Below are 20268 nucleotides of genomic sequence, written 5' to 3'. Positions count from 1 at the left end.
TCACCCCGGAATCAATTTTCAACCACAAAAAACATGCGTGAGATTTTCTGAATGTTCGAATTTTTGAAAGCCCTTCACAACGCGGTTCTGGACAACAACGCCAAGGTGGTTTCCGAGCAAATGCGGCTTTCCCATACCGGCTTGCTGGGGCGTGCGAACCCTGATCACGACGGCTCCAGCCTGAAAGCGGAACACGTCTACGAAATCTTGCAGTACACCCAAGACATGCGCCCGCTTGCGGTGCTGGCTGCTGCATTCGGGTTCGATCTGGTTCCGCGTGAAGAGGCCAAGCCTCAAGCCCTAACCATGTCGCTCCTGACCGTGAGCAAGGAAGTTGCGGAGCTGACCGTGGCCGTACATGCCGCGCTTGAGGATGGCTTTGTGAGCGCGACCGAGAAAAAGACGATTGCCCAGGAAATCGAGCATGTCCGCGAAGGCCTGCGCGTAATGGCCGTGTCCGTTAAATCGGCCTGAGCGCACTTTTTTCAAGGCGAAAAAAAACCGCCGGCGAGGGCGGTTTTCGTACAGCAGACAACTTAAAGCGATCCAATTATGCCCTTCAAGACATCGGGGATTCAACCCCAAGAGCATTCCAGGCACGGAGCCAGCACCACCGATCAAGCCCGGAAAGTCGATATGCAGATAACTCTCAAAAACAGCCGGGCGCCCGAATTCCGTAAGGGGCGCCCATGAGCATCATTCGTGCGCCCCGGCCAGACTCGGGGTTTTACACCTTGAACAAGAAAATCAGCGAGGATGCGCGCCTTTCGTGGGCAGCGCGTGGCGTTCTGGTTTTCCTGCTGGGCAAGCCAGATCACTGGGAAGTTTCAGTACGCCATCTGATGAACCAGACCGAAAACGCAATCGGCAAGCGAACCGGGCGTGATGGTATCCGTGGGATTCTGAAAGAGCTTGAGCAGGCCGGGTATTTGGTGATGGATCAGGCCCGGAGCAATGCAGGCGAGTTCAACGGAACCGCCTACACCGTTTGCGAAAAACCGATATCACCGGAGACGGAAAAGCCGGCGCCGGTTGAGGAACCACCGGAGACGGATTTACCGGCGCCGGATTTGCCGGCGCCGCCAAATCCGCACCTAATAAAGAATGAGTTAAAGCAATATCCTGAAAAAGCAGCAAATACTGAATTTGCACCCCAGGCTATCGCCGGTGAGGTGCTGCCGGTTGTCGTGCCGCGCTGCCCGATTCCGGCGGACATGCCAGGCCCGAAAGATCAGACCTGCAAAACGTTCAAGACCTGGGCGAACTATGCGTTCGCGTATCGCGCCCGCCACAAGGCTTGGCCGATTTGGAACGCCAAGGTTGCCGGCCAGTTCGGCCAATTGATCAGCCGCCTGGGCGCCGACGACGCTCCCCAGGTCGCGGCCTACTTCCTGAAAATCAACGATGCTCGGATTGTCCAGCGGTATCACGCTGTCGGCGACCTGCTGGCCGGCGCTGAGGCGTACCACACCCAATGGGCGACAAACCGGCAGATGACCGGCGCTGCCGCCCGACAGGTCGAGCAGACGCAAACGAACCTTAGCGGCGCCCAAGCGGTTTACGAGCTGATCATGGCCGAGGGGCAGGGGAGCGCATTCGATGCTGACCACTGAGCAAAAGGCCCGGATGGGCGCGACGATCTTCGCGACCGCCGAGGCTATGGGCCAGACGATCAGCGTCGCCGGCGCCAAGATGATTGCCGACGATCTGGCCAGTTACGACGAACCTGTAATCGTCGCCGCGCTCCAGGCCTGTCGCCGTGAGCAAACCGGGCGGATATCGCTCGGACTGATCCTCAAGCATGTTCACGCCGCTGATGGTCGCCCCGGCAAGGATGAAGCGTGGTCTATCGCGCTGGCGGCTGATGACGAATACGCAACCGTTGTGCTGACGACTGAAATCCGCCAGGCAATGATCGCATCGGCGCCTGTACTCGCCGCCGGTGACAAGATCGGCGCCCGCATGGCGTTCCTGAGCGCGTATGAGCGGCTTGTGAGCGTAGCCCGCGCAGAGGATCGCCCGGCAAAGTGGGAGGTTTCGCTGGGCTTCGATCAGGCCGGGCGAGCTGTCGCAATCGATGCGGCTGTGCGCGCAAAGCTGATCACCCACGACGTGGGGGCCAAGTATCTGGCCGACCTGCGTATTGCACCGGTTACCACTGATGGCCAAGCCATTGCCGGGTTGTTGACCGGGCAGGTTCACAACGCAAGCGCCGATGTTCGGGCGCGTCTCGATGGCATTCGCCAGCAGCTCCAGAAGAACAGCGACCGCAACCGCCGCAAGAAAGGCCAGCGCGACCGCGTGGATACCTACCTGAGCAAGCGCCGGCTACGTCTGGCCCTTGCCGCCCTGACATCCGAGGCAACCGAATGCCAATGAGTGAAACCCGGCTGATGAAACTCCTTGAGGGCCAGTCGTCAATCGCCAACAAGATTTTTCAGTTCGTGCCAATCCAGGAAGCATGGGACGCGCAAGACATTCACCGCGCCGCGCTGGCTTCGGAAGCCACGACGGTATCGATTCACGCAATACGCCGTGCGCTGGGCGAGCTGTCCGACGCCGGCGCCATACGAGAACCCGCCGCTGGCCTTTTCCAGCGCGATGCAGTCATCCCCAAGGCCAGAAAGGAGCCAGCAATGCCCACGCCCGCCAAACAACTGAAACCCGGCATGGATCAGGCCACCACCGGCACGCTGGACGTTCTCGCGAGCCTTTCCGCCGAAGTGGTCACGCTGTCGAACGATTTCGGCGCCCGCCTGAAAGGCCTTGCCCAGCGCATCGATGACGTCGCGTTGACTGTCGAGGCCGAGCGCGAGGCAAATTCCGAGGCCGCAACGAAGTTGCTCCAACTGCAAACGCTGCTGAAAGGGCTGTAGGGGTGGAAGTGAAAGATCAGAAGTTTTCGATTGTCCGCCCGGTGCTGGCCGATTTCCGCTACGCCGTCTACTGCGGATCGACGCTGCTGGATCTGCAGAGCGAGCCGGAGTCCGCCGTAGCTCTGTTTGCTGATCGTGATTGCGCGATTCGCTATTGCGCGCGCATGTGGCCGGCGACATTCGCCGTGGTTGATCTGGAGCAGTTGCCAGCATGAGTCCCTGGGAAACGCTCGCCTGGTATGAGGGCGCATTGTTCGGCGGGCTGCTGCTGGAGATTGCAATGCGCAAGCTGTATCGGGCGTATCAGGCTCGACGCTCCCGGCGGTGCCGGGGTTGAAGGCCGCAACCCTCAAGGGGTTTGGAGCAAGGAAGCCGAGAGCAAAACGTGTCGACCGTGAAGGGCTGGAGCAAGCCGACCTGATCGAAGAATTCGACGCTCGATATCCCCGCTATGCGCGGTTGCTGTACCACGTTCCCAACGGTGGCCACCGCCACAAGGCCACCGCCGGGAAGCTGAAAGCCCAGGGCGTTCGCGCCGGCGTTCCTGACCTGGTGCTGGCCGTTGCCCGTGGTGGTTACTTCGGGCTGTACATCGAGTTCAAGGCGCAGCCGCCATACGACGCCGATGTCAGCCCGGCCCAATATGCGTATATCCAAGCCCTCAACGCCGAGGGCTATCTGGCCGTGGTTTGTCGCGGCTCGTTCGACGCGATGGAAGCAATCCGGGCTTACCTGATTCAACCCCCGACACTAAGGGCCGTTCCATGAGTTCCACCGCTGTAATCAAGCTTTCCGACGCCGAGTTGCGTCGACAGGCTGCCCAGGACGGCATTCGAACTGTTCGTGATCCTCGACACCCAGGCTTGCGCCTGCGGTTCTGGCAAAGTCGCCAGGCCGGCACCTGGTATCTGGTGCGCGGTGATGACTGGCTGCAATTGGCTCGCTGGCCTGACGTTGGCGTTTCGGTGATGCTGGCTGAGCTGCCGGAGGTGCGTCGGCGCCTTCTGCGCAATCCCGTTGGCCAGGTGCGCGCGGGCGAGCTGGCCACCGTTGGCGCCGTGCTGGATTGGTACGCGGAACGCCTGGAGCGTGACCGCAATTTGTCGGCCAAACGAAAGGGCAGCGCGCGCTCTGCAATCTCGCGGCAATTGCGCCCGCTGCTGGGCGAGCTGTCCGTTCCGATGCTGACTCGCTCGACGGTCGACCGCGAATTGATCTGGCCGCTACAGGAGCGCTATTCCGTTTCGTATGTGCGCCAGATTCTGGTTCTGCTGCTGACTGTATTTCGCCGCGCTGAAAAAGTCGGGGTGATCAGCGCCAATCCCGTGGCCGGTTTGAGCTTCGGTGATTTCTCAAACGCCAAGATCCCTCCGAAGGCTGCGCGGCTGCGGGGCGTACAACTGCCCGATCTGGTGGCCGATCTGGCGAGCGCCTTCGACAAGTCGCCGGCTGACGCAATGCTGGCCCTGATGATGCTTTGCCACGGCACGCGCATTGGCGAAACCCGCCAAGCTCAATGGCGCGATATCAGCCTGGGCGAGCGCGAGTGGTTCATTCCTGCCGACCGCACGAAGACCCGCACTGAGCATCGGCTGCCGCTGACCGCTCAAGTGTGCGGCCTGCTGACGCGCTACAAGGCCCGTCAGGGCGCGAAAGGCTATGAAGGGGTGTATCTGTTCCCAGGAAAGCGCGGAATGTGCCTCAGCGAAGCCCAGGGCAGCCGAGCGTTCACGCGGTTGGGTAAGGGCGAGTGGACAAGTCACGACCTGCGCAAAGTCGCCCGCTCTGCATGGGTGGATTTGGGTGTGGACGGATTCATTGGCGAGATGCTGCTGAACCACTCCCTGGGCAAAGTCGCCAGTTCATACATTCACACGCGAGCGAGTGGCCAGCTATTGCTCGCCCTGGAGACGTGGCACGAACACCTAGACCGTATCGGATTCAAGGCAATTCACGCCGAGATAACACCGGGATCTGTGAATGCCGCCGAGGTGCTACAGACCAATAACTACGCGGGTTTCGACGCAAAAATGGGTTCCGTATCTGGAGAGGTTTCGAAATGACCAATCGCAACGATAGCGCCATGGCGATGGCCTACGCCCTGCAACGTCGCGGCAAGTCAGAAATGCCGCAAATCGCCCAGGCAGCCCAGGCAGCGGTCGACAAGGTTCTGGCTGGCCAGGCATCAATCCCCCAGGCCTTGATCGGCGCGCTGGTTGATTGCCAGGTGCGGATAATCGTCGACGAGTTCCTGGGCCGGGGTGCGCGATGAAAAAGATTCACGGGCCGGACTTGAAAAAGGCCGTCATCGATCTGGCGAAGTGCCCGGCTTGCCGTGGGAGCGGGGTCGTCAAACCGATGTTCTACGAGCTTGATTGCGAGGGCTGCCATGCATCCGGTTGGGTTGCTGCCGATGGCTTCAAGCCGCTGACGCTCCAGGAGTTGGTCACCCAACTGAATTTCAAACTCAAGGCTGCTGAGCGCCAGCTTGCCGACGCGCGCCGCGCTGTTCCTGTGGGAGCGAGCGCCGACTACGAACGAAATAACCGCCGTGGGCCTGGCGGCACCAATTACACCGGGGACTGATCATGAAAAAGCGAACGTATGCAGGAAAGGCACTCGGCGATACCGAGTACATGCTGGAGCAGTGGGGGTGGTGGCGGATGGATGGAATGGGCGTTCCCAGCTACGTCTCGCAGCTCGACGCGATGATTCAGCGCAACACGCCCAGCGCCAGCCCGGCAAAACAGTATGTGATCACTGACGACCTGGCCCTGGCCGTGGATAGCGCCGTGGCTCGCCTGGTGTGCCGTGATCGCCAGATGGGCGAATTTATCTGGCTGTATTTCGGCGCGAAATGGCCGGCTCTGCGAATCAGCCGGGAATTCAGCATGGGCGAAGCCAAGGCCCGGGAGCTGATCAAGGCCGGCGTAGCTTGGATCGATTGCGCCCTGGAGCGAATTCGCGAGGCGGCATAACGAGCGAGTGCGTTTCAGTCCTGTCGTGCTGATGGGTCGGCTGCTGTCTCGTTATGCTGGCTACGCCTGGAAGTATCTACACGTACAATCCGAATAATTCAGCCAATGGACAAGCCTGATGGACGACAAGCAAAAAGAAATCAAACAATTGAAAAGGATGGTCACTGCGGCCCAACAAGAAATCGAAATGGCGATTATGTTCCATGAGACATGGCGACCTGCGGCGTATGATTCTGACCTGCATGAGCGTGTGGGCACCTCATATGCCGCACACTCCTTTCAGATTATTCGATTGGCTCTGCGTCGCGAATCTTTATTGGCGTTGACGCGGTTATGGGATAGCAACAAAGCGGCTGTGAGAATGAGCCTGATCTTGCATCGGTTGCGAGATAAGGCGTTCTTTGAGGCGCTGGTTCAGGTGACGGCTAGGAGGATGGGGCTTCGCTCTATGTTTGCGCCCGATGCCGTAAAGCGGTCGATGGAGCCAAAACGGGATCAGGTAATAAAGTTGATCGGCAAATATTCAGAGGGCGGCACGCATTCTGGCGTGTTAGATAATCTGATTATCTTGCGACACCAACGGCTAGCCCACCGACAGTGCCCAAACGAGCCGGTTTCGGCGGCGGAGTCTGGCGAAGTTGCGCAGGAGTTCGAATGCTCCCCTATGTGGCCTACAGATGTCGAAATTGAAGAGTTCTATCAAGACAATCTCGAAATCATGCGCATATTGATGAGTCTGGTTAATGGCCTTGCCTACGACTTGTCCGAAGCCACAAAGGTCTATAAGCATCACGCGAAATATTTTTGGGCATCTGCACGGGGCGAGCGTACAGAGGGTCATCCCAATTACCGACCGCCTCGCGTGAAATAAAGGAAATCGCTTTCCGCGCGGATAAAGTGGTGGTTTCATGGCAGCGTGTCACAGCAGCAATCGTGGACACCTACTGATTATCAAGCCTCGGATCATTCCGGGGCTTTTTTGTTTTTGTTGGAAACCGGAGTCAGGCCGGCCCTTATGGGGAGTCCTGGACGCGGAATAGCTGGTGAGTCCCGCGCGAGAATAGAACCCCAGCAGTCGACGATTTCGGTTTTCGGGCTTTTTGCGAAAGGCGTCGGCGGGCGGTGTGGGAAGACACACAACTATTTCCAAGGCTCGCCCAGGTGGCGGGCCTTTTTTTGTATTGGCGCCGGAATCTGCAATGAATCACGTTATCCCGATCCAGTACCAGGGCGTGGTCGTTCGATTCAACGCTGACGGCTGGATTAGCGCGACGGAAATCGCCAAGCGCGAGAGGAAGCGGCTCGACAAGTGGCTGGCCACTCGCGAAACGCAGGATTACATCCAGGCGCTGGGCCGGCATTTAAATACCACCAAAAAGGGGGATTTAATTCGCACGGTTCGGGGCCGCAACGGCGGCACCTGGCTACACCCGAAACTGGCCGTCGCCTTCGCCCGCTGGTTGTCGGCTGATTTCGCTGTATGGGCTGACCTTCGAATTGATGACCTGGTGCGCGGTGAGCTGACCGAAAAGCGCCAGTTTGATATCGCCTGTCTCCAGTACGACGAAGGCAAAACCGCCGCCAGCACCAGCGGTCGAGAGCTGGCCCGCTGGAGAAAGCGAAAGCCTGTCCTTGAACAGCGCGTTGCTTATTGGCGTGAACAATTGCAGATGACGCTCGGTATCGATACCGACTCACACCTGGTCGAGAAACGAAATGGATAAAGACCCCGGCTTGTGGGCTGCACTTCTTTCGTGGGTTGTCACCCACCAAACCCAACTTTATGCGGCTGGTACGTCCATGCTGATGGCTATTTTTCGCGTTGTGCGTGGCGGTGGCACTCGCCGCCAGATGTTCCTTGAGGGCGCAATGTGCGGCCTTATCACCCTGGCCCTGGTGCCGTTGCTTCAGTGGCTGGGCTTGCCTCAGTCCATGGCGACGTTCGCCGGCGGCGCGGTTGGCTTTATGGGCGTGGACAAGATCCGCGAATATTCCGACACCATCCTGTCTCGCAAGGCGGGTGGTTAATGTCCTGTTCTGGTTGCGCTGCCCGGCGTGCCTGGATGATCAAATGGGGAAAGATTGCATATGAGCGCGCGCGTGGAGTCCTTGCTACATCAGGTTCTGACCGAGCTGAGAATTCACACCGTTCTCCAGGAGCGGATCGTGGCCAACCAACTGGCGCTAATCGAAGGCCTGGCGAGTGAAGACGCCGCCGATGAACCGGTGCCAATGGCCGCGTACCTGGATGGCAAGCAGTGCCAGTAAGGACGCAGCGCCCATGCCGTGCCCAGGGCTGCCGGCAACTGCACCGCAACGGCAACGGCCATTGTGATGCACACGCCGAGCTTGCCGCCGAGAAGTCCAAGGCCTGGGCAACTCGCAAGGGTTCTGGCCGTGGTGGTAGGCCATGGCGCCGGTTGCGCGATCAGATCCTCAAGCGCGATGGTTATCTCTGCAAGTGCGACAACTGCGTCGCCCTCGGTCGAATCCTTGAGGCTGACGAAGTTGACCACATTGTGGCGCTCGCCCAGGGCGGAACCGACCTGCCTTCCAACCTTCGGGCCATCAACAAGCATTGTCACAAGGCAAAGACGTTGATCGAGTCGCGAATGCGCAAAAAATGATCAAAATGGCCCCTTAATGAGACGGAATCGCATTCAGGGGTAGGGGCGGGTCGAAAGTCCAGGGCTTTTGCCTCGGACACCGCGCCCTCAGTCGTTTTTTTGCGACCGCGAAATAAAAAGTTCAGGAGTCCCCGCCATGGCTGGTGCAAAACGGGCTGCTGGTGGTGGCAGAAAGCCGAAGCCTACGGCCCTAAAAGAGCTTGCCGGGAACCCTGGCAAGCGCCCGCTCAACAAGTCCGAACCGAAATTCTCAACCGTCACCGATATTGATCCGCCGGAGTGGTTCACCGATCGCGCCGCGACCATGTGGCGAATGATGGTTCCCGAGCTGCTGCGGGAATCGGTGCTTGCGCTGACCGACCTGCACAACGTCGAAGCATTTTGCTGCGCGTACGACAACTGGCGATCCGCCCAGGAACAGGTCACTCAGTTTGGCCCGGTGGTGGAGTCGTCGCAGGGTAGCCCGATGAAAAATCCGGCCCTGACAGCAGCAAACGAAGCCATGCGCCAGATGGTTACCTTCGGCTCGATGCTCGGACTTGATCCGGCCAGCCGAACGCGAATCATCGGAGGCAACAAACAGAAATCTACCAACGAGTTTGCCGCTCTACTGAGTTCGTAATGCCGAAGCCTAAACGCCACCCCAATGTTGATAGGGCGGTGGCTTGGGCGAAGTCCGTTCTCAAGGGCAAGGTTCCGGCGTGCAAGTACATTCATCAGGCGATTCAACGCCATTTCGATGATGTCGCGGCCAGCAAATCGAAGGAATACCCGTACAAGTTCGACCCGGCCAAGGCCGAGAAGAAACTGAAATTGATGCAGCTATTGCCCCACGCAAAGGGGGAATGGGCTTTCAAGCGCCAGCGAATCACGCTGGAGCCGTGGCAGGCTTTCGGCCTGGCTTGCACCTTCGGTTGGGTGCGCAAGAAAAGTGGTTTCCGCCGGTTCCGGGAAAGCTATTGGGAAGTGCCTCGTAAGAACGGCAAGTCCGTTATTGCCGCCGGCGTCGGTATCAGCATGTTTGTTGCCGATGACGAGTTCGGCGCCGAGGTTTATTCCGGTGCAACGACCGAGAAACAGGCGTGGGAAGTGTTCCGGCCCGCCAAACAAATGGTGGAGCGAACGCCGCTACTGGTCGAAGCCGCCGGCATCGAGGTCAACGCCTCAAACCTGAATATCCCGTCTAACGGGAGTCGGTTTGAACCCATTATCGGGAATCCTGGTGACGGTGCTTCGCCGTCTTGCTCGATTGTGGACGAGTACCACGAACACCAGTCCGCCGCGCTTTACGACACCATGTTGACCGGCATGGGCGCCCGCCGACAGCCGCTGATGTTCATCATTACCACGGCGGGGGACAACATCGAGGGGCCGTGCTACGCCAAGCGCAAGGAAGCAACGGAAATGCTCGCCGGCATCGTGCCGGATGACGAGCTTTTTGCCTGGATCTGGACGCTAGACGAGGGCGACGACTGGACAGACCCCAAGAATCTGGCGAAGGCCAACCCCTGCATGGGCGTATCGGTGTTCTCGGAATACCTGGAAAGCCAGCTTGCACGGGCGCTGCGTTCGCCGCGTTTCACCAACAGATTCAAAACGAAGCATTTGAATCTGTGGGTGAGCGCGAAGGCCAGTTTCTTCAACATCGAGAAATGGAAGGCTTGCGAAGATACGTCGCTCACGCTGGAACAGTTCAAGGGTGACGAATGCGTTGCCGCGTTCGACTTGGCGCGAAAGCTCGACATGAACTCCAGGGCGCGCCTTTTCTGGCGGGTGATCGACGGCAAGACGCACTATTTCTGCGTTGGGCCGACGTTTTGGGTTCCCGAGGATACGGCATTTGACCCGGACAATCAGCGGATGTCTGAGCGGTTCCAGGGCTGGATCAACTCCGGCCACCTGACCACCACGCCGGGTGCGGAAATCGATTATCGGGAAATCCTAGAGGACACCATCGAGGCGAACGAGTACGCGCCGATTCGTGAGTGCCCAATCGACCCGCACGGCGCTACGGGCCTGAGTCATGACCTCGATGACGAAGGGTTGAACCCGGTCACCATCACTCAGAATTACACGAACATGTCTGACCCGATGAAAGAGCTTGAGGCCGCGATTGAGTCCGGGCGTTTTCATCACGACGGCAACCCGATCATGACCTGGTGTATCTCAAACGTGGTCGGCAAAAACTTGCCAGGCAACGACGACGTGGTGAGGCCGATCAAGCAGGGCGAGGACAACAAAATCGACGGCGCCGTCGCGCTGATCATGGCTGTGGGTGCTGTGCAGCGGCTGACCATCCAGGGTGATGGCGGTTTCGAACAATTTTTCTCCAACCCCATCGTGGTTGGCTGACGGGGTTTTTATGAATATTGGCCTGATGGTTTTTCTGGCGCTCGCCGCCGGCGGTTTGCTCCTGGGCGTTGCGGGCATCTATGTCCTGACCGGCCTGGGCTATGCGCTGCTCGCCGCCGGCGTTGCGTGCTTGTTCGCCGCCGGCTTTATCCGCAAGGGGCTGACCGGTGAGTAAATCGTTCAAAAACGTGCTTGGCCGGGCAATGGTGAAATCTGCCGAGCCGGGCCTGGTGAAATCGTCGCTGTCTGGTTGGGTAGGGCGCCGCATCGGCCTGGGCGACTCCAGTTTCTGGAACACCTACTACGGCGCCGATTCCGCCGCCGGAAAGGTCGTGAGCCAGCACACGGCGTTGCAACTGTCGACGGTTTGGGCGTGCGTGCGGTTGATCGCCGAGACGCTGGCCACGTTGCCGGTCGCCCTGTACGAGAACCGCAACGGTGCGCCAGTCGTTGCCAGTTCCCACCCGGTGCATTTCGTCATCAGTCAGCAGCCAAATGCCGACCAGACGCCCGTTGAGTTTTGGGAGAACGTCGGCGCAAGTCTTCTGCTCCAGGGCAATTCCTACTGTGACCCCCAATGGAGTCGCAGCGACCTGACAAGCCTGGATTTCCTGCTGCCGCAAAACATGGGGCCACCGCGTCGGCTGACCACGGGCGCGATTGAATACCGGTACACGGACGAGTACGGGAAGCCACACACGTACACCGACAGCACCATGATGCACACGCGCGGTTTCGGCACCGACCCGCTGTGCGGAATGTCGCCCCTGGCGATGGGCCGCAATGTCCTGGGCGCTGCGATGGCTGCTGATGAATCGGCGGCGAAGATGTTCGCCAACGGTATGAAGCTCGGCGGCGTGCTTTCCACTGATCAGATCCTGAATCCAAAGCAGCGAACTGAAATCAGGGATGACATGACCACGCAGTTTGCTGGAGCGACCAACGCCGGCAAAACCATGCTGCTGGAAGCGGGCATGAAGTACCAGCAAGTGTCGATGACGCCAGAAGACGCGCAAATGCTCCAGACGCGCGGTTTCAACGTTGAGGAAATTTGCCGTTGGTTCCGCGTGCCGCCCTGGATGGTGGGCCACACGGCGAACTCTACGAGCTGGGGAACCGGCATGGAACAGCAAATGATCGGGTTCCTAACGTTCACGCTGCTGCCATGGATCAAGCGAATTGAAATGAGCGCAAACCGGCGCCTACTGCGCGCCGATGAACGCCGCCGGTTCTACGTGAAGTTCAACCCCGAAGGCCTGCTACGCGCCGACAGCGCCTCCCGCGCAGCGTTTTACAGCTCGATGACTCAGAACGGGATCTACACCCGCGACGATTGCCGAGTGAAAGAGGATCTGCCGCCGATGGGGGGTAACGCCGGAAAACTCACGGTGCAATCCAACATGCTCCCGATTGATCGACTCGGCGTCGATCCGGGCGCGGCCAACCAGGCTAAATCGGCGCTGCTCGATTGGCTCAATGATCAGCCGAAAGGGGACACGAAATGAACCGCAAAGGGGCGGGCGGGGCGGTCAAGTATCGCTCATTCGATTACGAAATTAAGGCTGTCGGAGACGACGGCCTTTTTTCTGGCTACGGCTCTGTATTTGGGGTTGTGGACAGTTACAACGAAGTGGTGGCGCCTGGCGCGTTTGTCGAGTCGATCCAGGCGACCAAAGCCCTGGGCCGGACGTTCCCGGTGCTATGGCAACACAAGACCGACGAACCAATTGGTTCGTGGGACATCGAGACGCTGGCCGAGGATGAACACGGGCTATTTGGTTCCGGTGGGCTGTGGCTCGCCGATGCGCCTTACGCCCGGATCGCCTACCGAGGGATGCAAACCCGATCTATCACCGGGCTTTCCATTGGCTACTACGTTCGCGAATCGACATTCGACGAAAAAACGCGCATTCGCACGCTGACAAAGCTGGATCTGGTCGAAATCTCGATTGTGACCACGCCGGCGAACGATGAAGCGCGCACCGACACCATCAAGTCGAAGCTGGCCCACGGTGGCCTCCCTTCGCTGCCTGAATTCGAATTGCTCTTGCGTGAGGCAGGATTTTCGAAATCGCAATCTGCGGTTATTGCCACCCGTGGGTTGTCGCATCTGCTTCGGAGTGAGTCCGCAAGCGACCTGGCTGAAATCGAAATTGTGGAAGCGCTGAAATCGCGCCCGCCGCTATCTCTCCCATCGTTTTAAGGATTCACCCATGCACAACGCAATGAGCAACAACGCGCGCGCCGAAGGTCGCCAGTTCCAGCGCAAAGAACACGCCGCCGACAAAATCGAGCTGAAAGCGGTAAATGACCTGCTCGACGAGCGCGACAAGGAAATCAAGGCCTTCGCGGCCAAGGCTGCCGAAGAAATCAAGGAACACGGCACCATCCTTGCGGACACCAAGTCGGTGCTGGATGGCCTGGTGAAAAACGGCCTGAGCCTGCAAGACCGTCTCCAGGACATCGAGCAAAAAATGGCGCGTCGCTTCGCTGCGAACGACCCGCTGGATTCGAAGTCGCTCGGCGAGCAACTGACCGACTCTGAAGACTTCAACAGCCTGCAAACCCGTGGCCGTGGCATTGCACGACTGCGCGCCAAGGCTGTTACCGACATCACCAGCGGTTCCGACAGCGCCGGCTCGATCATCCAGGCTACCCGCGTTCCTGGCATCGTCGCCGGCCCTGATCGCCCGTTCGTTGTTCGAGATCTGATCATGCCGGGCCGCACCGGTTCGAACGCTGTCGAGTACGTCCAGGAAACCGGTTTCCAGAACATGGCAGCCGTCCAGGCGACCGAGGGCGCGACCAAGGCTCAGTCGGATATCAAGTTCGGCCTGAAAAACACCAACGTGGTGACCATCGCCCACTGGTTCCGAGCCTCGAAACAGGTTCTGTCTGACATCCCGCTGCTGCAAAGCTACATCAACGGTCGCGCAATCTACGGCCTCAAGTACAAGGAAGAGGAGCAACTGCTGGCGGGCGACGGCACCGACGGCAATCTGCTGGGCCTGATCCCTCAAGCGACCGCGTTTAACGAATCGCTGCGCAAGTCGGGTGACACCAAAATCGACACCCTGCGCCGCGCCATTCTCCAGGTGCGTGTCGCTGAATACCGCGCTTCGGCTATCGCGCTGAACCCAATTGATTGGGCCGATATCGAGCTGACCAAGGACGCGAACGGCTCTTACATTTGGGTCAACGTCCAGGAAGGCGGCGTGCAGCGCATGTGGAAGCTGCCGGTTGTTGATTCCAACGCCGTTCCAGAGGGCGAATTCCTGGTTGGCGCAATGGACGTTGCCGCCCAGGTATTCGACCGCGAGGACGCGGCGGTCGAAGTGTCGACCGAAGACGGCGACAACTTCCGCACCAACATGGTCACCATTCGCGCCGAGGAACGTCTGGCGCTGGCGGTGTACCGCCCTGAGTCGTTCGTTCACGGCGAATTCGACTCGGCGTCGGCCTAATCACACGGGGAACGCCTGGGAAACCAGGCGTTGCGACTGATGCCAGATATCGAAGTGACGACTATCAAGGGTTTCAACAATCAGGGCCAGTACGCGAAGCGCGGTAGCAATATCACCGTCGACGAGCTGCGCGCCCGCGATCTGCTTCGCAATGGACTGATCGAGGATTACGGCGGCAAGGCTGCTGCCAAGCCAGAAAACAAGGCTGCATCCCCGCCGGCGAACAAGGCGGCAGGACGCACCCGCGCTCGGGGGTGACCTATGAGCTTGATTGACATCGATCTGGCCATGAAACACTTGCTCGCCGAGCCTGACGACCAGGACTTGATCCAGTCGCAACTCGACGGCGCTGAGCTGTCTGCAATGGCCTACTTGAACCGGAATTTCTACGCCGACCAGGAAGCGCTCGATACGGCCAAGGCTGCCGTTCCCGAGCAACTGGCGACTGCCCGCACCAGTTACACGGCGGCGGTTGAGGCTGCGAACCAGGTTGAGAATCAGGAAGACCGCAAGCGGCTTCTGTCGTATGCCTGCCAGGATCTGGCAATGGCCCAGGAACGGGCCGACGCCGCCGCGTATGGAATCGTGTTGAACGCGGATATCACTACAGCCTGCCTGCTCAAGCTAGGGCGGTTGTTCGCTGATCGCGAAGACGATGAAGAAATGCCGGTAGCGGCAAAGGTTTGGCTCGACCCGTACCGCGTTCGGATGGGTGTTTGATGCGGGCCGGTACGCTGAGACAGCGGATCGATATCCAGGAGGAACAGCTAACTCAGAACCAGCAGACAGGCGAAATGGAAAAGGCTTGGGTGACGGTGTGGGAGCGGGTGCCGGCGAGCTTCGCGCCGCTGTCCGCGCGCGACCTGCTGGCCGCGCAAGCCGGCCAGTCGGAAGCAACCGCCCGCGTGGTGATTCGTTACCGCGCCGGCGTGTTGCCGACGATGCGGATTATCCATCGGGGCAACGTCTGCGCCATCGCTGGCCAGCCGCTGCCCGACCAGGATTCCGGCCTGGAGTATCTGACCATTCTGGTTTCGCAGGGGGTGAAATATGGCTGACGGTGTGGAATTCAGCATTACCGGCCTCGATTCGCTCCTGGGGAAGTTGGGCGAGGTGAAACAGGATGTCCGGTATCGCGGCGGACGTGCCGCGCTACGCCGAGCCACTCAAGTGGTGGTGAAAAAAGCCCAGGAAGGCGCCGAAGCGCTCGACGACAAGGAAACAGGTCGTTCGATTGCTTCGAACATCGCGTTGCGCTGGAACGGTCGGCTGTTCAAGTCCACCGGCAACCTCGGGTTCCGTGTGGGCGTGCTGAAAGGCGCTGTTCTGGCAAATGGCGGCGACCTGGCGTCTGGTTCGGCGACGCCTCACTGGCGGTTGCTGGAGTTCGGCACCGAGAAGATGGCGGCAAAGCCGTTCATGCGTCCGGCGATTGAAAGCAGTATCGGCGAGGTAACGAACACCTTCGCCGTCCAGTATGAAAAGAACATTGACCGAGCGATCAACCGCGCCAGGAAAGCAACCCTTAGCGCGGCGCTGGACGCCGCAATAGGGGGTGGGTGATGGATGCACCCATTTTCACCGTTTGCGCGGCTGATACGGCAGTTCTGGAGCTGCTGGGGGCATCGCCGACCAGGCTCTATCCATTCGGGGAAGCGCCGGAAGGCGTGGCCAAGCCGTATGCGGTCTGGCAACTGGTGGGCGGATCGCCGGAGAACTACCTGGCGCAGCGCCCTGACGTGGACGGTTTTTCGCTCCAGGTCGACGTTTACGCCTGCTCTCCATCGGACGCCCGCGAAGTGCGCGACGCGCTACGAGACGCCATCGAGTCGCACGCCTACATCACCCGCTGGGGAGCTGAGGGGCGCGACCAGGAAACCGGGAATTACCGCCTCAGTTTCGACGTGGACTGGTGGAGCTACAGGTAGCCCAGCAATGAAAAAACAAACCCGCTTCGGCGGGTTTTTTATTGGATAAGAGGAAATTTTATGGCGATTCTGAGCCAGGGCACGCAGGTATACGCCCTTGTCCCAACTGTCGACGACCCCACCAAAATGGAAGTTCTGGAAATTGAATGTGCAACCGCATTCAGTCCAGGCGGCAACCCTGCCGACCAGATCGAAACTACCTGTCTGAGCGCGGCGATCCGCACCTACCTGCGCGGTCTGCGCACTCCGGGCCAGGCTTCGCTCACTCTCAACGCTGACCCGCGTAACGCCTCCCACGTTCGACTCCATCAGTTGTCCGAGGATGACGATATCGAAAATATCTCCTGGGCAGTGGGCTGGTCTGACGGTCGCGACATCCCGCCAACTGTCAACACCGCCGGCGATGACTTCGAACTTCCGAAAACGCGCACCTGGTTCATTTTTGACGGCTACGTGTCTGATTTCCCGTTCGACTTCACCGCAAACGCTGTGGTTACCACTGCGGCCACTATTCAGCGCTCGGGCGGTTCCGCGTGGGTCATCAAGGACACGTCGGACGCTGACGACAGCGGGAGCGCATAACGGATGAAACTGAACCTCAAGACGTTGCAACAGGCCGGCGCCTTCACCGGGCGCCCGGTTGAAAAGCAAATCAAATGGCAACAGGGCGAGACGACGCTGGAGGCGACCGTTTACGTTCGCCCGCTGGGCTATCAGTCGGCTGTCAGCGACGTTCTGTCGGTCATCGGCAAGCAAGACAGCATTGCCGGTCGGATCGCTGCCGCGATCTGCGACGAAGAGGGTAGCCCGGTGTTCACCGTGCTGGATATCACCCACGGGCCGATTGATACGGCAGAGCTGGCGAAAGATCCAGACAGCACCAAACGGCTGGGCGCCCTGGATGGCAACCTTACCGTTGCATTGCTCGGCGCCATCCATGAGGTGAACAACATGGGAAAGACGTCGAACTCTCAGACCTCGACGAGTTCTGGCACGAACTTGTCCTTGCCGGAATCGGTGGCCCCACGGTCGCGCTCGCGCAAGAAAACCTAAGTCTGCGTGAGTTCCACGCCTGGCAGAAGTATCGGGCGCGGCGCGGGTCGTTGAATGTAGGGATGCGAGTCGAGCGGGGTTTCGCCCTGCTCGCGACGATCCTAGCCAACCAGGCGCGCGATCCGAAAACCAGGCCGACGCCGTTCACCATGTTGGATTTCATGCCGCATGAGGAAGACCGACCTATTTCCTTGGAAGAGGCTCGGAAGTCTTGGGCATAACCCGCTTCGGCGGGTTTTTTTGTGGGTGTTGCAATGGCATCAAGATCGCTAGGGACGCTGACACTTGATGTCATCGCCCAGGTTGGTGGTTTCGTCGCGGGTCTGGACAAGGCTGAGCGAGGTTCTTCGCAGTGGCGAAAATCGGTTGAGAAGGACGCAAAAGCCGTAGGTGTGAGCCTGGCGTCGGCGGCAACTGCCGCCGTGGGCCTGGGCACCGCTTCGCTGGTGATGCTGAAACACGTAGCCGAGAACACGGCTGAAACCAACAACTGGGCGAAGTCCCTGAATATCGCAACTTCGACGCTCCAGGCGTGGGAGTATGCAGCGCAAAGCGCCGGTATTTCCGGCGACAACATGGCCGATATCTTCAAGGATCTTGGAGACAAAATCGGTGACGCAGTAATCACCGGTGGCGGTGAAGCTGTCGACGTGCTGAATAAGCTGGGCCTCAAGGCTGAAGACCTGGCCAAGATGGCGCCCGACAAGCAGTTGCTTGCCATCGCCGACGCGCTGGGAAAGGTTGGAACTCAATCCGAGAAAATCAACATTCTCGAGAGTTTGGGTAACGACCTTTCCAAGCTGCTGCCGCTCCTGGACAACGGCGCGGCGGGCCTGAAGAACATGCTTCAACAGGCGAAGGACTTCGGAATCTCAATGAGTCCGAAGCAAATCGACGATCTGGTGAAGGCAAACACCCTGATCAAGAGCCTGGGCGCCCAGGTCGACGGTCTGAAAAATCAGTTTGTGGCGGGGCTGGCGAATGTCGATCTGTCGCCGCTGCAAAACTCGCTCGACGTGCTGCGCGATGTCGTTACAGATCCGGCTTTTCAGCAAGGGATGGCCGACCTTGCAAGCGGCGTTGTTCAACTGGTTGCCGCTGCTTCGAAGGGGATCGCGCAGCTTCCCAGCGATCTGAAAAGCCTGGTCAACCAGTACAAAACCTTGAAGGCCGAATTTTTCGGATCTGCCAAGGATCAGCACCTGGCCGGCGTTGCGACTGAGCAGCAAACGAACGACAACCTTGCCGCATATTTGAAGGCCGGTAGCGGGCTGAACAAGCTTGTCACGAACCCGACGCTGGCTGTCGGCGATCTGTTCGGCCAAGACCTGAACGCCGCAAAAAAAGCGTCTGACGAGCGCCTGGCTAGCTACAACGCCTATACCAAGTTGATGGGCTGGACGGAGGAAAAGACAAAGGATGTCTCCGCCGCGACCGCTGAGCTTGCCAACCAGCAAAAAACGCTGACCGGGACGACGACGGGCGCCAGTGGCTCGGTAACCAAGCTGCTGGATTCCTACGACAAGCTCAACAAGTTGCAATCCGACCGGGCGACGCTGGTCGATGCGCAGAAAACCGATTCTGCGAATGCTGCGCGCTATCAGCGCTCGATTGACGCAATCGACAAACAGATTGCCGCGCTGAATGGATCGGCCAAGGCGACCGCCGCTGTCGAGGCCGCACAAAAGAAACTGCAAGGTCAGTTCGCGGACACCGAGAAAGATTATCAGCGCCAGATTGCGCTCATAAATACCGACGCGAGCAAGAGCAAGGATGCGACCGAAGTCCAGTCGCTACAGTTCGACATCGTGTCGGGAAAGCTCAAGGGCTTGAATTCCCAGCAGCAAGATCGGCTTATGCAGCTCGCCACCGAGCTGGATCGTCTGAAACAGCTCAAGAAGGCCAACGAGGACAACTCCAAGGCTGCTGCGTATGCCGCTGGACTCAAAGGCGAGAACGACACGACGCAGGCCGGATTCAACATCGCTTTAGCTGGCGCCGGTGATGGGGACAAACAAAAGCAGCGCCTGCAAGAGCTTTTGCAAATCCGCCAGGATTACAACCAGAAGCTGGCCGACCTGGAATCGCAATACAACTCCGGGGATATCAGTAAGGATCTTTTCGACAAGGAAACGGGCGACCTGCAATCGGCGCTCGATGACCGTTACAGCGCCCAGCTCGACTATTACGACAAGCTGGACGAAGCGCAGTCGGATTGGTTGAGCGGCGCCAAGGATGCTTGGCAGAACTACGCCGATACGGCGCAGAACTACCAGCAACAGGCCGCTGATTTCGTCAGTGGGACGCTTGACGATCTGACCACCGACACCGGAAACGCTTTTTCGCAAATCATCCAGGGCCAAGAGAGCGCCGGCGACGCCGTGACCGATCTTGCATCGAGCATGGCGCAATCGATCATCGGCGCGCTTACCAAGATGGCTGCGCAATGGCTTGTTTACCAGGGCGTGCAATTGATCGTCGGCAAGACTACGCAGTCTTCGGCGGCGCTGGCCATGGTCGCCAACGCGCAAGCGACATCGTTCCAGGCGCAGATCGCTGCGTTTGCTTCGACCGCTGCTATCCCGCTCATTGGCCCAGCGGCGGCGCCAGCCGCTGCGGCTGCTGCTGCGGTTGCGACGGCGCCGATGGTTGCGGGTGTGGCGTCTGCGGCGCTGTCCGGCATGGCTCACGACGGTATCGATGCAGTGCCTGAAACGGGAACCTGGTTGCTCCAGAAGGGCGAGCGGGTCACCACGGCGGGCACAAGCGCAAAACTGGATAGGACGCTTGACCAGGTGCAATCGAGTGCCGCTGGCGGGCGGGGCGGCAACGTCACGTTCAACGCGCCGGTGACTGTCCAAGCGCAGCCCGGAATGTCGGACGAAGACGCGCGCACCCAAGGCAAGACCATCAGTGACGCAATCAAACAGCAAATGGGGCAATTCCTGGATCGTGAAATGGCCCAGGGCGGGCGCCTGTGGAGACGGTGA

General features: G+C 59.4%; 29 protein-coding genes. All 29 read left to right on the top strand.

Translation table 11 applies throughout. The features are described from left to right. The first annotated feature begins 51 nt into the window (after positions 1-51). The 29 genes from CAF79_RS02555 to CAF79_RS02415 all read left to right on the top strand — a co-directional run bounded on the left by CAF79_RS02555 (position 52) and on the right by CAF79_RS02415 (position 20268). The gene (locus CAF79_RS02555) at positions 52-474 is read left to right on the top strand and encodes a phage regulatory CII family protein (RefSeq protein ID WP_085696297.1); all 423 of its coding nucleotides are present in this window, start codon (positions 52-54) and stop codon (positions 472-474) included. A gap of 215 nt (positions 475-689) precedes the next feature. After that, on the top strand, positions 690-1613 hold the full coding sequence (locus tag CAF79_RS29285) for a hypothetical protein (protein WP_085696296.1): 924 nt from the start codon (positions 690-692) through the stop codon (positions 1611-1613). Next, entirely contained in the window at positions 1600-2379 is a 780-nt protein-coding gene (locus CAF79_RS02545; protein WP_085696295.1) for a hypothetical protein, read from the top strand. Before CAF79_RS29285 ends, CAF79_RS02545 begins: the two co-directional genes overlap by 14 nt. Further along, a complete protein-coding gene (locus CAF79_RS02540) occupies positions 2376-2876 on the top strand; it encodes a hypothetical protein (RefSeq protein ID WP_085696294.1) in 501 nt (166 codons plus the stop codon). Before CAF79_RS02545 ends, CAF79_RS02540 begins: the two co-directional genes overlap by 4 nt. An 8-nt stretch (positions 2877-2884) precedes the next feature. After that, positions 2885-3091, top strand: a complete 207-nt coding sequence (locus CAF79_RS02535; RefSeq protein ID WP_085696473.1) for a hypothetical protein — start codon at positions 2885-2887, stop codon at positions 3089-3091. Then, positions 3088-3213 (top strand): hypothetical protein, encoded by a 126-nt coding sequence (locus CAF79_RS29395; protein ID WP_256579222.1) that lies wholly within the window; start codon positions 3088-3090, stop codon positions 3211-3213. Before CAF79_RS02535 ends, CAF79_RS29395 begins: the two co-directional genes overlap by 4 nt. Continuing rightward, complete coding sequence (locus CAF79_RS02530) at positions 3210-3644, top strand: VRR-NUC domain-containing protein (RefSeq protein WP_085696471.1); 435 nt, start codon at positions 3210-3212, stop codon at positions 3642-3644. Before CAF79_RS29395 ends, CAF79_RS02530 begins: the two co-directional genes overlap by 4 nt. After that, the gene (locus CAF79_RS02525; protein WP_085696293.1) at positions 3641-4939 is read left to right on the top strand and encodes a site-specific integrase; all 1299 of its coding nucleotides are present in this window, start codon (positions 3641-3643) and stop codon (positions 4937-4939) included. The genes CAF79_RS02530 and CAF79_RS02525 overlap by 4 nt, the downstream gene beginning before the upstream one ends. Then, entirely contained in the window at positions 4936-5148 is a 213-nt protein-coding gene (locus tag CAF79_RS02520; protein WP_085696292.1) for a hypothetical protein, read from the top strand. The genes CAF79_RS02525 and CAF79_RS02520 overlap by 4 nt, the downstream gene beginning before the upstream one ends. Next, the gene (locus tag CAF79_RS02515) at positions 5145-5462 is read left to right on the top strand and encodes a hypothetical protein (RefSeq protein WP_085696291.1); all 318 of its coding nucleotides are present in this window, start codon (positions 5145-5147) and stop codon (positions 5460-5462) included. Before CAF79_RS02520 ends, CAF79_RS02515 begins: the two co-directional genes overlap by 4 nt. A 2-nt stretch (positions 5463-5464) precedes the next feature. Further along, positions 5465-5854, top strand: coding sequence for an antiterminator Q family protein (locus CAF79_RS02510; RefSeq protein ID WP_085696290.1), 390 nt, complete (start codon positions 5465-5467; stop codon positions 5852-5854). Between the two features lie 118 nt (positions 5855-5972). Continuing rightward, the gene (locus CAF79_RS02505; protein ID WP_085696289.1) at positions 5973-6725 is read left to right on the top strand and encodes a hypothetical protein; all 753 of its coding nucleotides are present in this window, start codon (positions 5973-5975) and stop codon (positions 6723-6725) included. A 328-nt stretch (positions 6726-7053) separates the two neighbouring features. Beyond that, positions 7054-7578, top strand: a complete 525-nt coding sequence (locus tag CAF79_RS02500) for a KilA-N domain-containing protein (RefSeq protein WP_085696288.1) — start codon at positions 7054-7056, stop codon at positions 7576-7578. Next, a complete protein-coding gene (locus CAF79_RS02495; RefSeq protein ID WP_085696287.1) occupies positions 7571-7882 on the top strand; it encodes a phage holin, lambda family in 312 nt (103 codons plus the stop codon). The genes CAF79_RS02500 and CAF79_RS02495 overlap by 8 nt, the downstream gene beginning before the upstream one ends. Positions 7883-8112: 230 nt before the next feature. Beyond that, a complete protein-coding gene (locus tag CAF79_RS02485; RefSeq protein WP_085696285.1) occupies positions 8113-8481 on the top strand; it encodes an HNH endonuclease in 369 nt (122 codons plus the stop codon). A gap of 136 nt (positions 8482-8617) precedes the next feature. Next, on the top strand, positions 8618-9103 hold the full coding sequence (locus tag CAF79_RS02480) for a phage terminase small subunit P27 family (RefSeq protein WP_085696284.1): 486 nt from the start codon (positions 8618-8620) through the stop codon (positions 9101-9103). Next, positions 9103-10833, top strand: a complete 1731-nt coding sequence (locus CAF79_RS02475) for a terminase large subunit (RefSeq protein ID WP_085696283.1) — start codon at positions 9103-9105, stop codon at positions 10831-10833. The genes CAF79_RS02480 and CAF79_RS02475 overlap by 1 nt, the downstream gene beginning before the upstream one ends. Before the next feature lie 10 nt (positions 10834-10843). After that, positions 10844-11008 (top strand): hypothetical protein, encoded by a 165-nt coding sequence (locus CAF79_RS29075; protein ID WP_170929685.1) that lies wholly within the window; start codon positions 10844-10846, stop codon positions 11006-11008. Continuing rightward, positions 11001-12338, top strand: coding sequence for a phage portal protein (locus tag CAF79_RS02470; protein WP_085696282.1), 1338 nt, complete (start codon positions 11001-11003; stop codon positions 12336-12338). The genes CAF79_RS29075 and CAF79_RS02470 overlap by 8 nt, the downstream gene beginning before the upstream one ends. Beyond that, entirely contained in the window at positions 12335-13036 is a 702-nt protein-coding gene (locus CAF79_RS02465) for an HK97 family phage prohead protease (RefSeq protein ID WP_085696281.1), read from the top strand. Before CAF79_RS02470 ends, CAF79_RS02465 begins: the two co-directional genes overlap by 4 nt. A gap of 10 nt (positions 13037-13046) precedes the next feature. Next, a complete protein-coding gene (locus tag CAF79_RS02460; RefSeq protein ID WP_085696280.1) occupies positions 13047-14297 on the top strand; it encodes a phage major capsid protein in 1251 nt (416 codons plus the stop codon). A 39-nt stretch (positions 14298-14336) separates the two neighbouring features. Continuing rightward, positions 14337-14555, top strand: a complete 219-nt coding sequence (locus CAF79_RS02455) for a hypothetical protein (RefSeq protein WP_085696279.1) — start codon at positions 14337-14339, stop codon at positions 14553-14555. Positions 14556-14558: 3 nt separating this feature from the next. After that, positions 14559-15017: a hypothetical protein gene (locus CAF79_RS02450; protein WP_085696278.1), complete on the top strand. Its 459-nt coding sequence runs from the start codon at positions 14559-14561 to the stop codon at positions 15015-15017. Then, positions 15017-15355 carry a phage head closure protein gene (locus CAF79_RS02445; RefSeq protein WP_085696277.1) on the top strand — a complete coding sequence of 113 codons (339 nt, stop codon included), beginning with the start codon at positions 15017-15019 and terminating at the stop codon, positions 15353-15355. The genes CAF79_RS02450 and CAF79_RS02445 overlap by 1 nt, the downstream gene beginning before the upstream one ends. Then, positions 15348-15860 carry an HK97-gp10 family putative phage morphogenesis protein gene (locus tag CAF79_RS02440; protein ID WP_085696276.1) on the top strand — a complete coding sequence of 171 codons (513 nt, stop codon included), beginning with the start codon at positions 15348-15350 and terminating at the stop codon, positions 15858-15860. Before CAF79_RS02445 ends, CAF79_RS02440 begins: the two co-directional genes overlap by 8 nt. Next, entirely contained in the window at positions 15860-16225 is a 366-nt protein-coding gene (locus CAF79_RS02435; protein WP_085696275.1) for a DUF3168 domain-containing protein, read from the top strand. Before CAF79_RS02440 ends, CAF79_RS02435 begins: the two co-directional genes overlap by 1 nt. 60 nt (positions 16226-16285) lie before the next feature. Continuing rightward, a complete protein-coding gene (locus CAF79_RS02430; protein WP_085696274.1) occupies positions 16286-16807 on the top strand; it encodes a phage tail tube protein in 522 nt (173 codons plus the stop codon). 3 nt (positions 16808-16810) lie between these two features. Next, complete coding sequence (locus CAF79_RS02425; protein ID WP_085696273.1) at positions 16811-17278, top strand: phage tail assembly chaperone family protein, TAC; 468 nt, start codon at positions 16811-16813, stop codon at positions 17276-17278. A gap of 254 nt (positions 17279-17532) precedes the next feature. After that, a complete protein-coding gene (locus tag CAF79_RS02415) occupies positions 17533-20268 on the top strand; it encodes a phage tail tape measure protein (protein WP_256579221.1) in 2736 nt (911 codons plus the stop codon).

This window comes from Pseudomonas sp. B26(2017), from assembly GCF_002113045.1.
Lineage (GTDB): Bacteria > Pseudomonadota > Gammaproteobacteria > Pseudomonadales > Pseudomonadaceae > Aquipseudomonas.
The sequence above is the reverse complement of the archived record's forward strand: the minus strand, read 5'-3'. Positions and strand labels throughout refer to the sequence as shown.

Coding starts and splice junctions, on each gene's coding strand:
- CAF79_RS02480 (WP_085696284.1), top strand. CDS start 8,618: ATGGCTGGTGCAAAACGGGCTGCTGGTGGTGGCAGAAAGCCGAAGCCT.
- CAF79_RS02440 (WP_085696276.1), top strand. CDS start 15,348: ATGGCTGACGGTGTGGAATTCAGCATTACCGGCCTCGATTCGCTCCTG.
- CAF79_RS02500 (WP_085696288.1), top strand. CDS start 7,054: ATGAATCACGTTATCCCGATCCAGTACCAGGGCGTGGTCGTTCGATTC.
- CAF79_RS02545 (WP_085696295.1), top strand. CDS start 1,600: ATGCTGACCACTGAGCAAAAGGCCCGGATGGGCGCGACGATCTTCGCG.
- CAF79_RS02505 (WP_085696289.1), top strand. CDS start 5,973: ATGGACGACAAGCAAAAAGAAATCAAACAATTGAAAAGGATGGTCACT.
- CAF79_RS02430 (WP_085696274.1), top strand. CDS start 16,286: ATGGCGATTCTGAGCCAGGGCACGCAGGTATACGCCCTTGTCCCAACT.
- CAF79_RS02445 (WP_085696277.1), top strand. CDS start 15,017: ATGCGGGCCGGTACGCTGAGACAGCGGATCGATATCCAGGAGGAACAG.
- CAF79_RS02460 (WP_085696280.1), top strand. CDS start 13,047: ATGCACAACGCAATGAGCAACAACGCGCGCGCCGAAGGTCGCCAGTTC.
- CAF79_RS02510 (WP_085696290.1), top strand. CDS start 5,465: ATGAAAAAGCGAACGTATGCAGGAAAGGCACTCGGCGATACCGAGTAC.
- CAF79_RS02425 (WP_085696273.1), top strand. CDS start 16,811: ATGAAACTGAACCTCAAGACGTTGCAACAGGCCGGCGCCTTCACCGGG.
- CAF79_RS29285 (WP_085696296.1), top strand. CDS start 690: ATGAGCATCATTCGTGCGCCCCGGCCAGACTCGGGGTTTTACACCTTG.
- CAF79_RS02415 (WP_256579221.1), top strand. CDS start 17,533: ATGGCATCAAGATCGCTAGGGACGCTGACACTTGATGTCATCGCCCAG.
- CAF79_RS02495 (WP_085696287.1), top strand. CDS start 7,571: ATGGATAAAGACCCCGGCTTGTGGGCTGCACTTCTTTCGTGGGTTGTC.
- CAF79_RS02450 (WP_085696278.1), top strand. CDS start 14,559: ATGAGCTTGATTGACATCGATCTGGCCATGAAACACTTGCTCGCCGAG.
- CAF79_RS02540 (WP_085696294.1), top strand. CDS start 2,376: ATGAGTGAAACCCGGCTGATGAAACTCCTTGAGGGCCAGTCGTCAATC.
- CAF79_RS02465 (WP_085696281.1), top strand. CDS start 12,335: ATGAACCGCAAAGGGGCGGGCGGGGCGGTCAAGTATCGCTCATTCGAT.
- CAF79_RS02475 (WP_085696283.1), top strand. CDS start 9,103: ATGCCGAAGCCTAAACGCCACCCCAATGTTGATAGGGCGGTGGCTTGG.
- CAF79_RS02515 (WP_085696291.1), top strand. CDS start 5,145: ATGAAAAAGATTCACGGGCCGGACTTGAAAAAGGCCGTCATCGATCTG.
- CAF79_RS02455 (WP_085696279.1), top strand. CDS start 14,337: ATGCCAGATATCGAAGTGACGACTATCAAGGGTTTCAACAATCAGGGC.
- CAF79_RS29075 (WP_170929685.1), top strand. CDS start 10,844: ATGAATATTGGCCTGATGGTTTTTCTGGCGCTCGCCGCCGGCGGTTTG.
- CAF79_RS02435 (WP_085696275.1), top strand. CDS start 15,860: ATGGATGCACCCATTTTCACCGTTTGCGCGGCTGATACGGCAGTTCTG.
- CAF79_RS02520 (WP_085696292.1), top strand. CDS start 4,936: ATGACCAATCGCAACGATAGCGCCATGGCGATGGCCTACGCCCTGCAA.
- CAF79_RS29395 (WP_256579222.1), top strand. CDS start 3,088: ATGAGTCCCTGGGAAACGCTCGCCTGGTATGAGGGCGCATTGTTCGGC.
- CAF79_RS02525 (WP_085696293.1), top strand. CDS start 3,641: ATGAGTTCCACCGCTGTAATCAAGCTTTCCGACGCCGAGTTGCGTCGA.
- CAF79_RS02555 (WP_085696297.1), top strand. CDS start 52: ATGTTCGAATTTTTGAAAGCCCTTCACAACGCGGTTCTGGACAACAAC.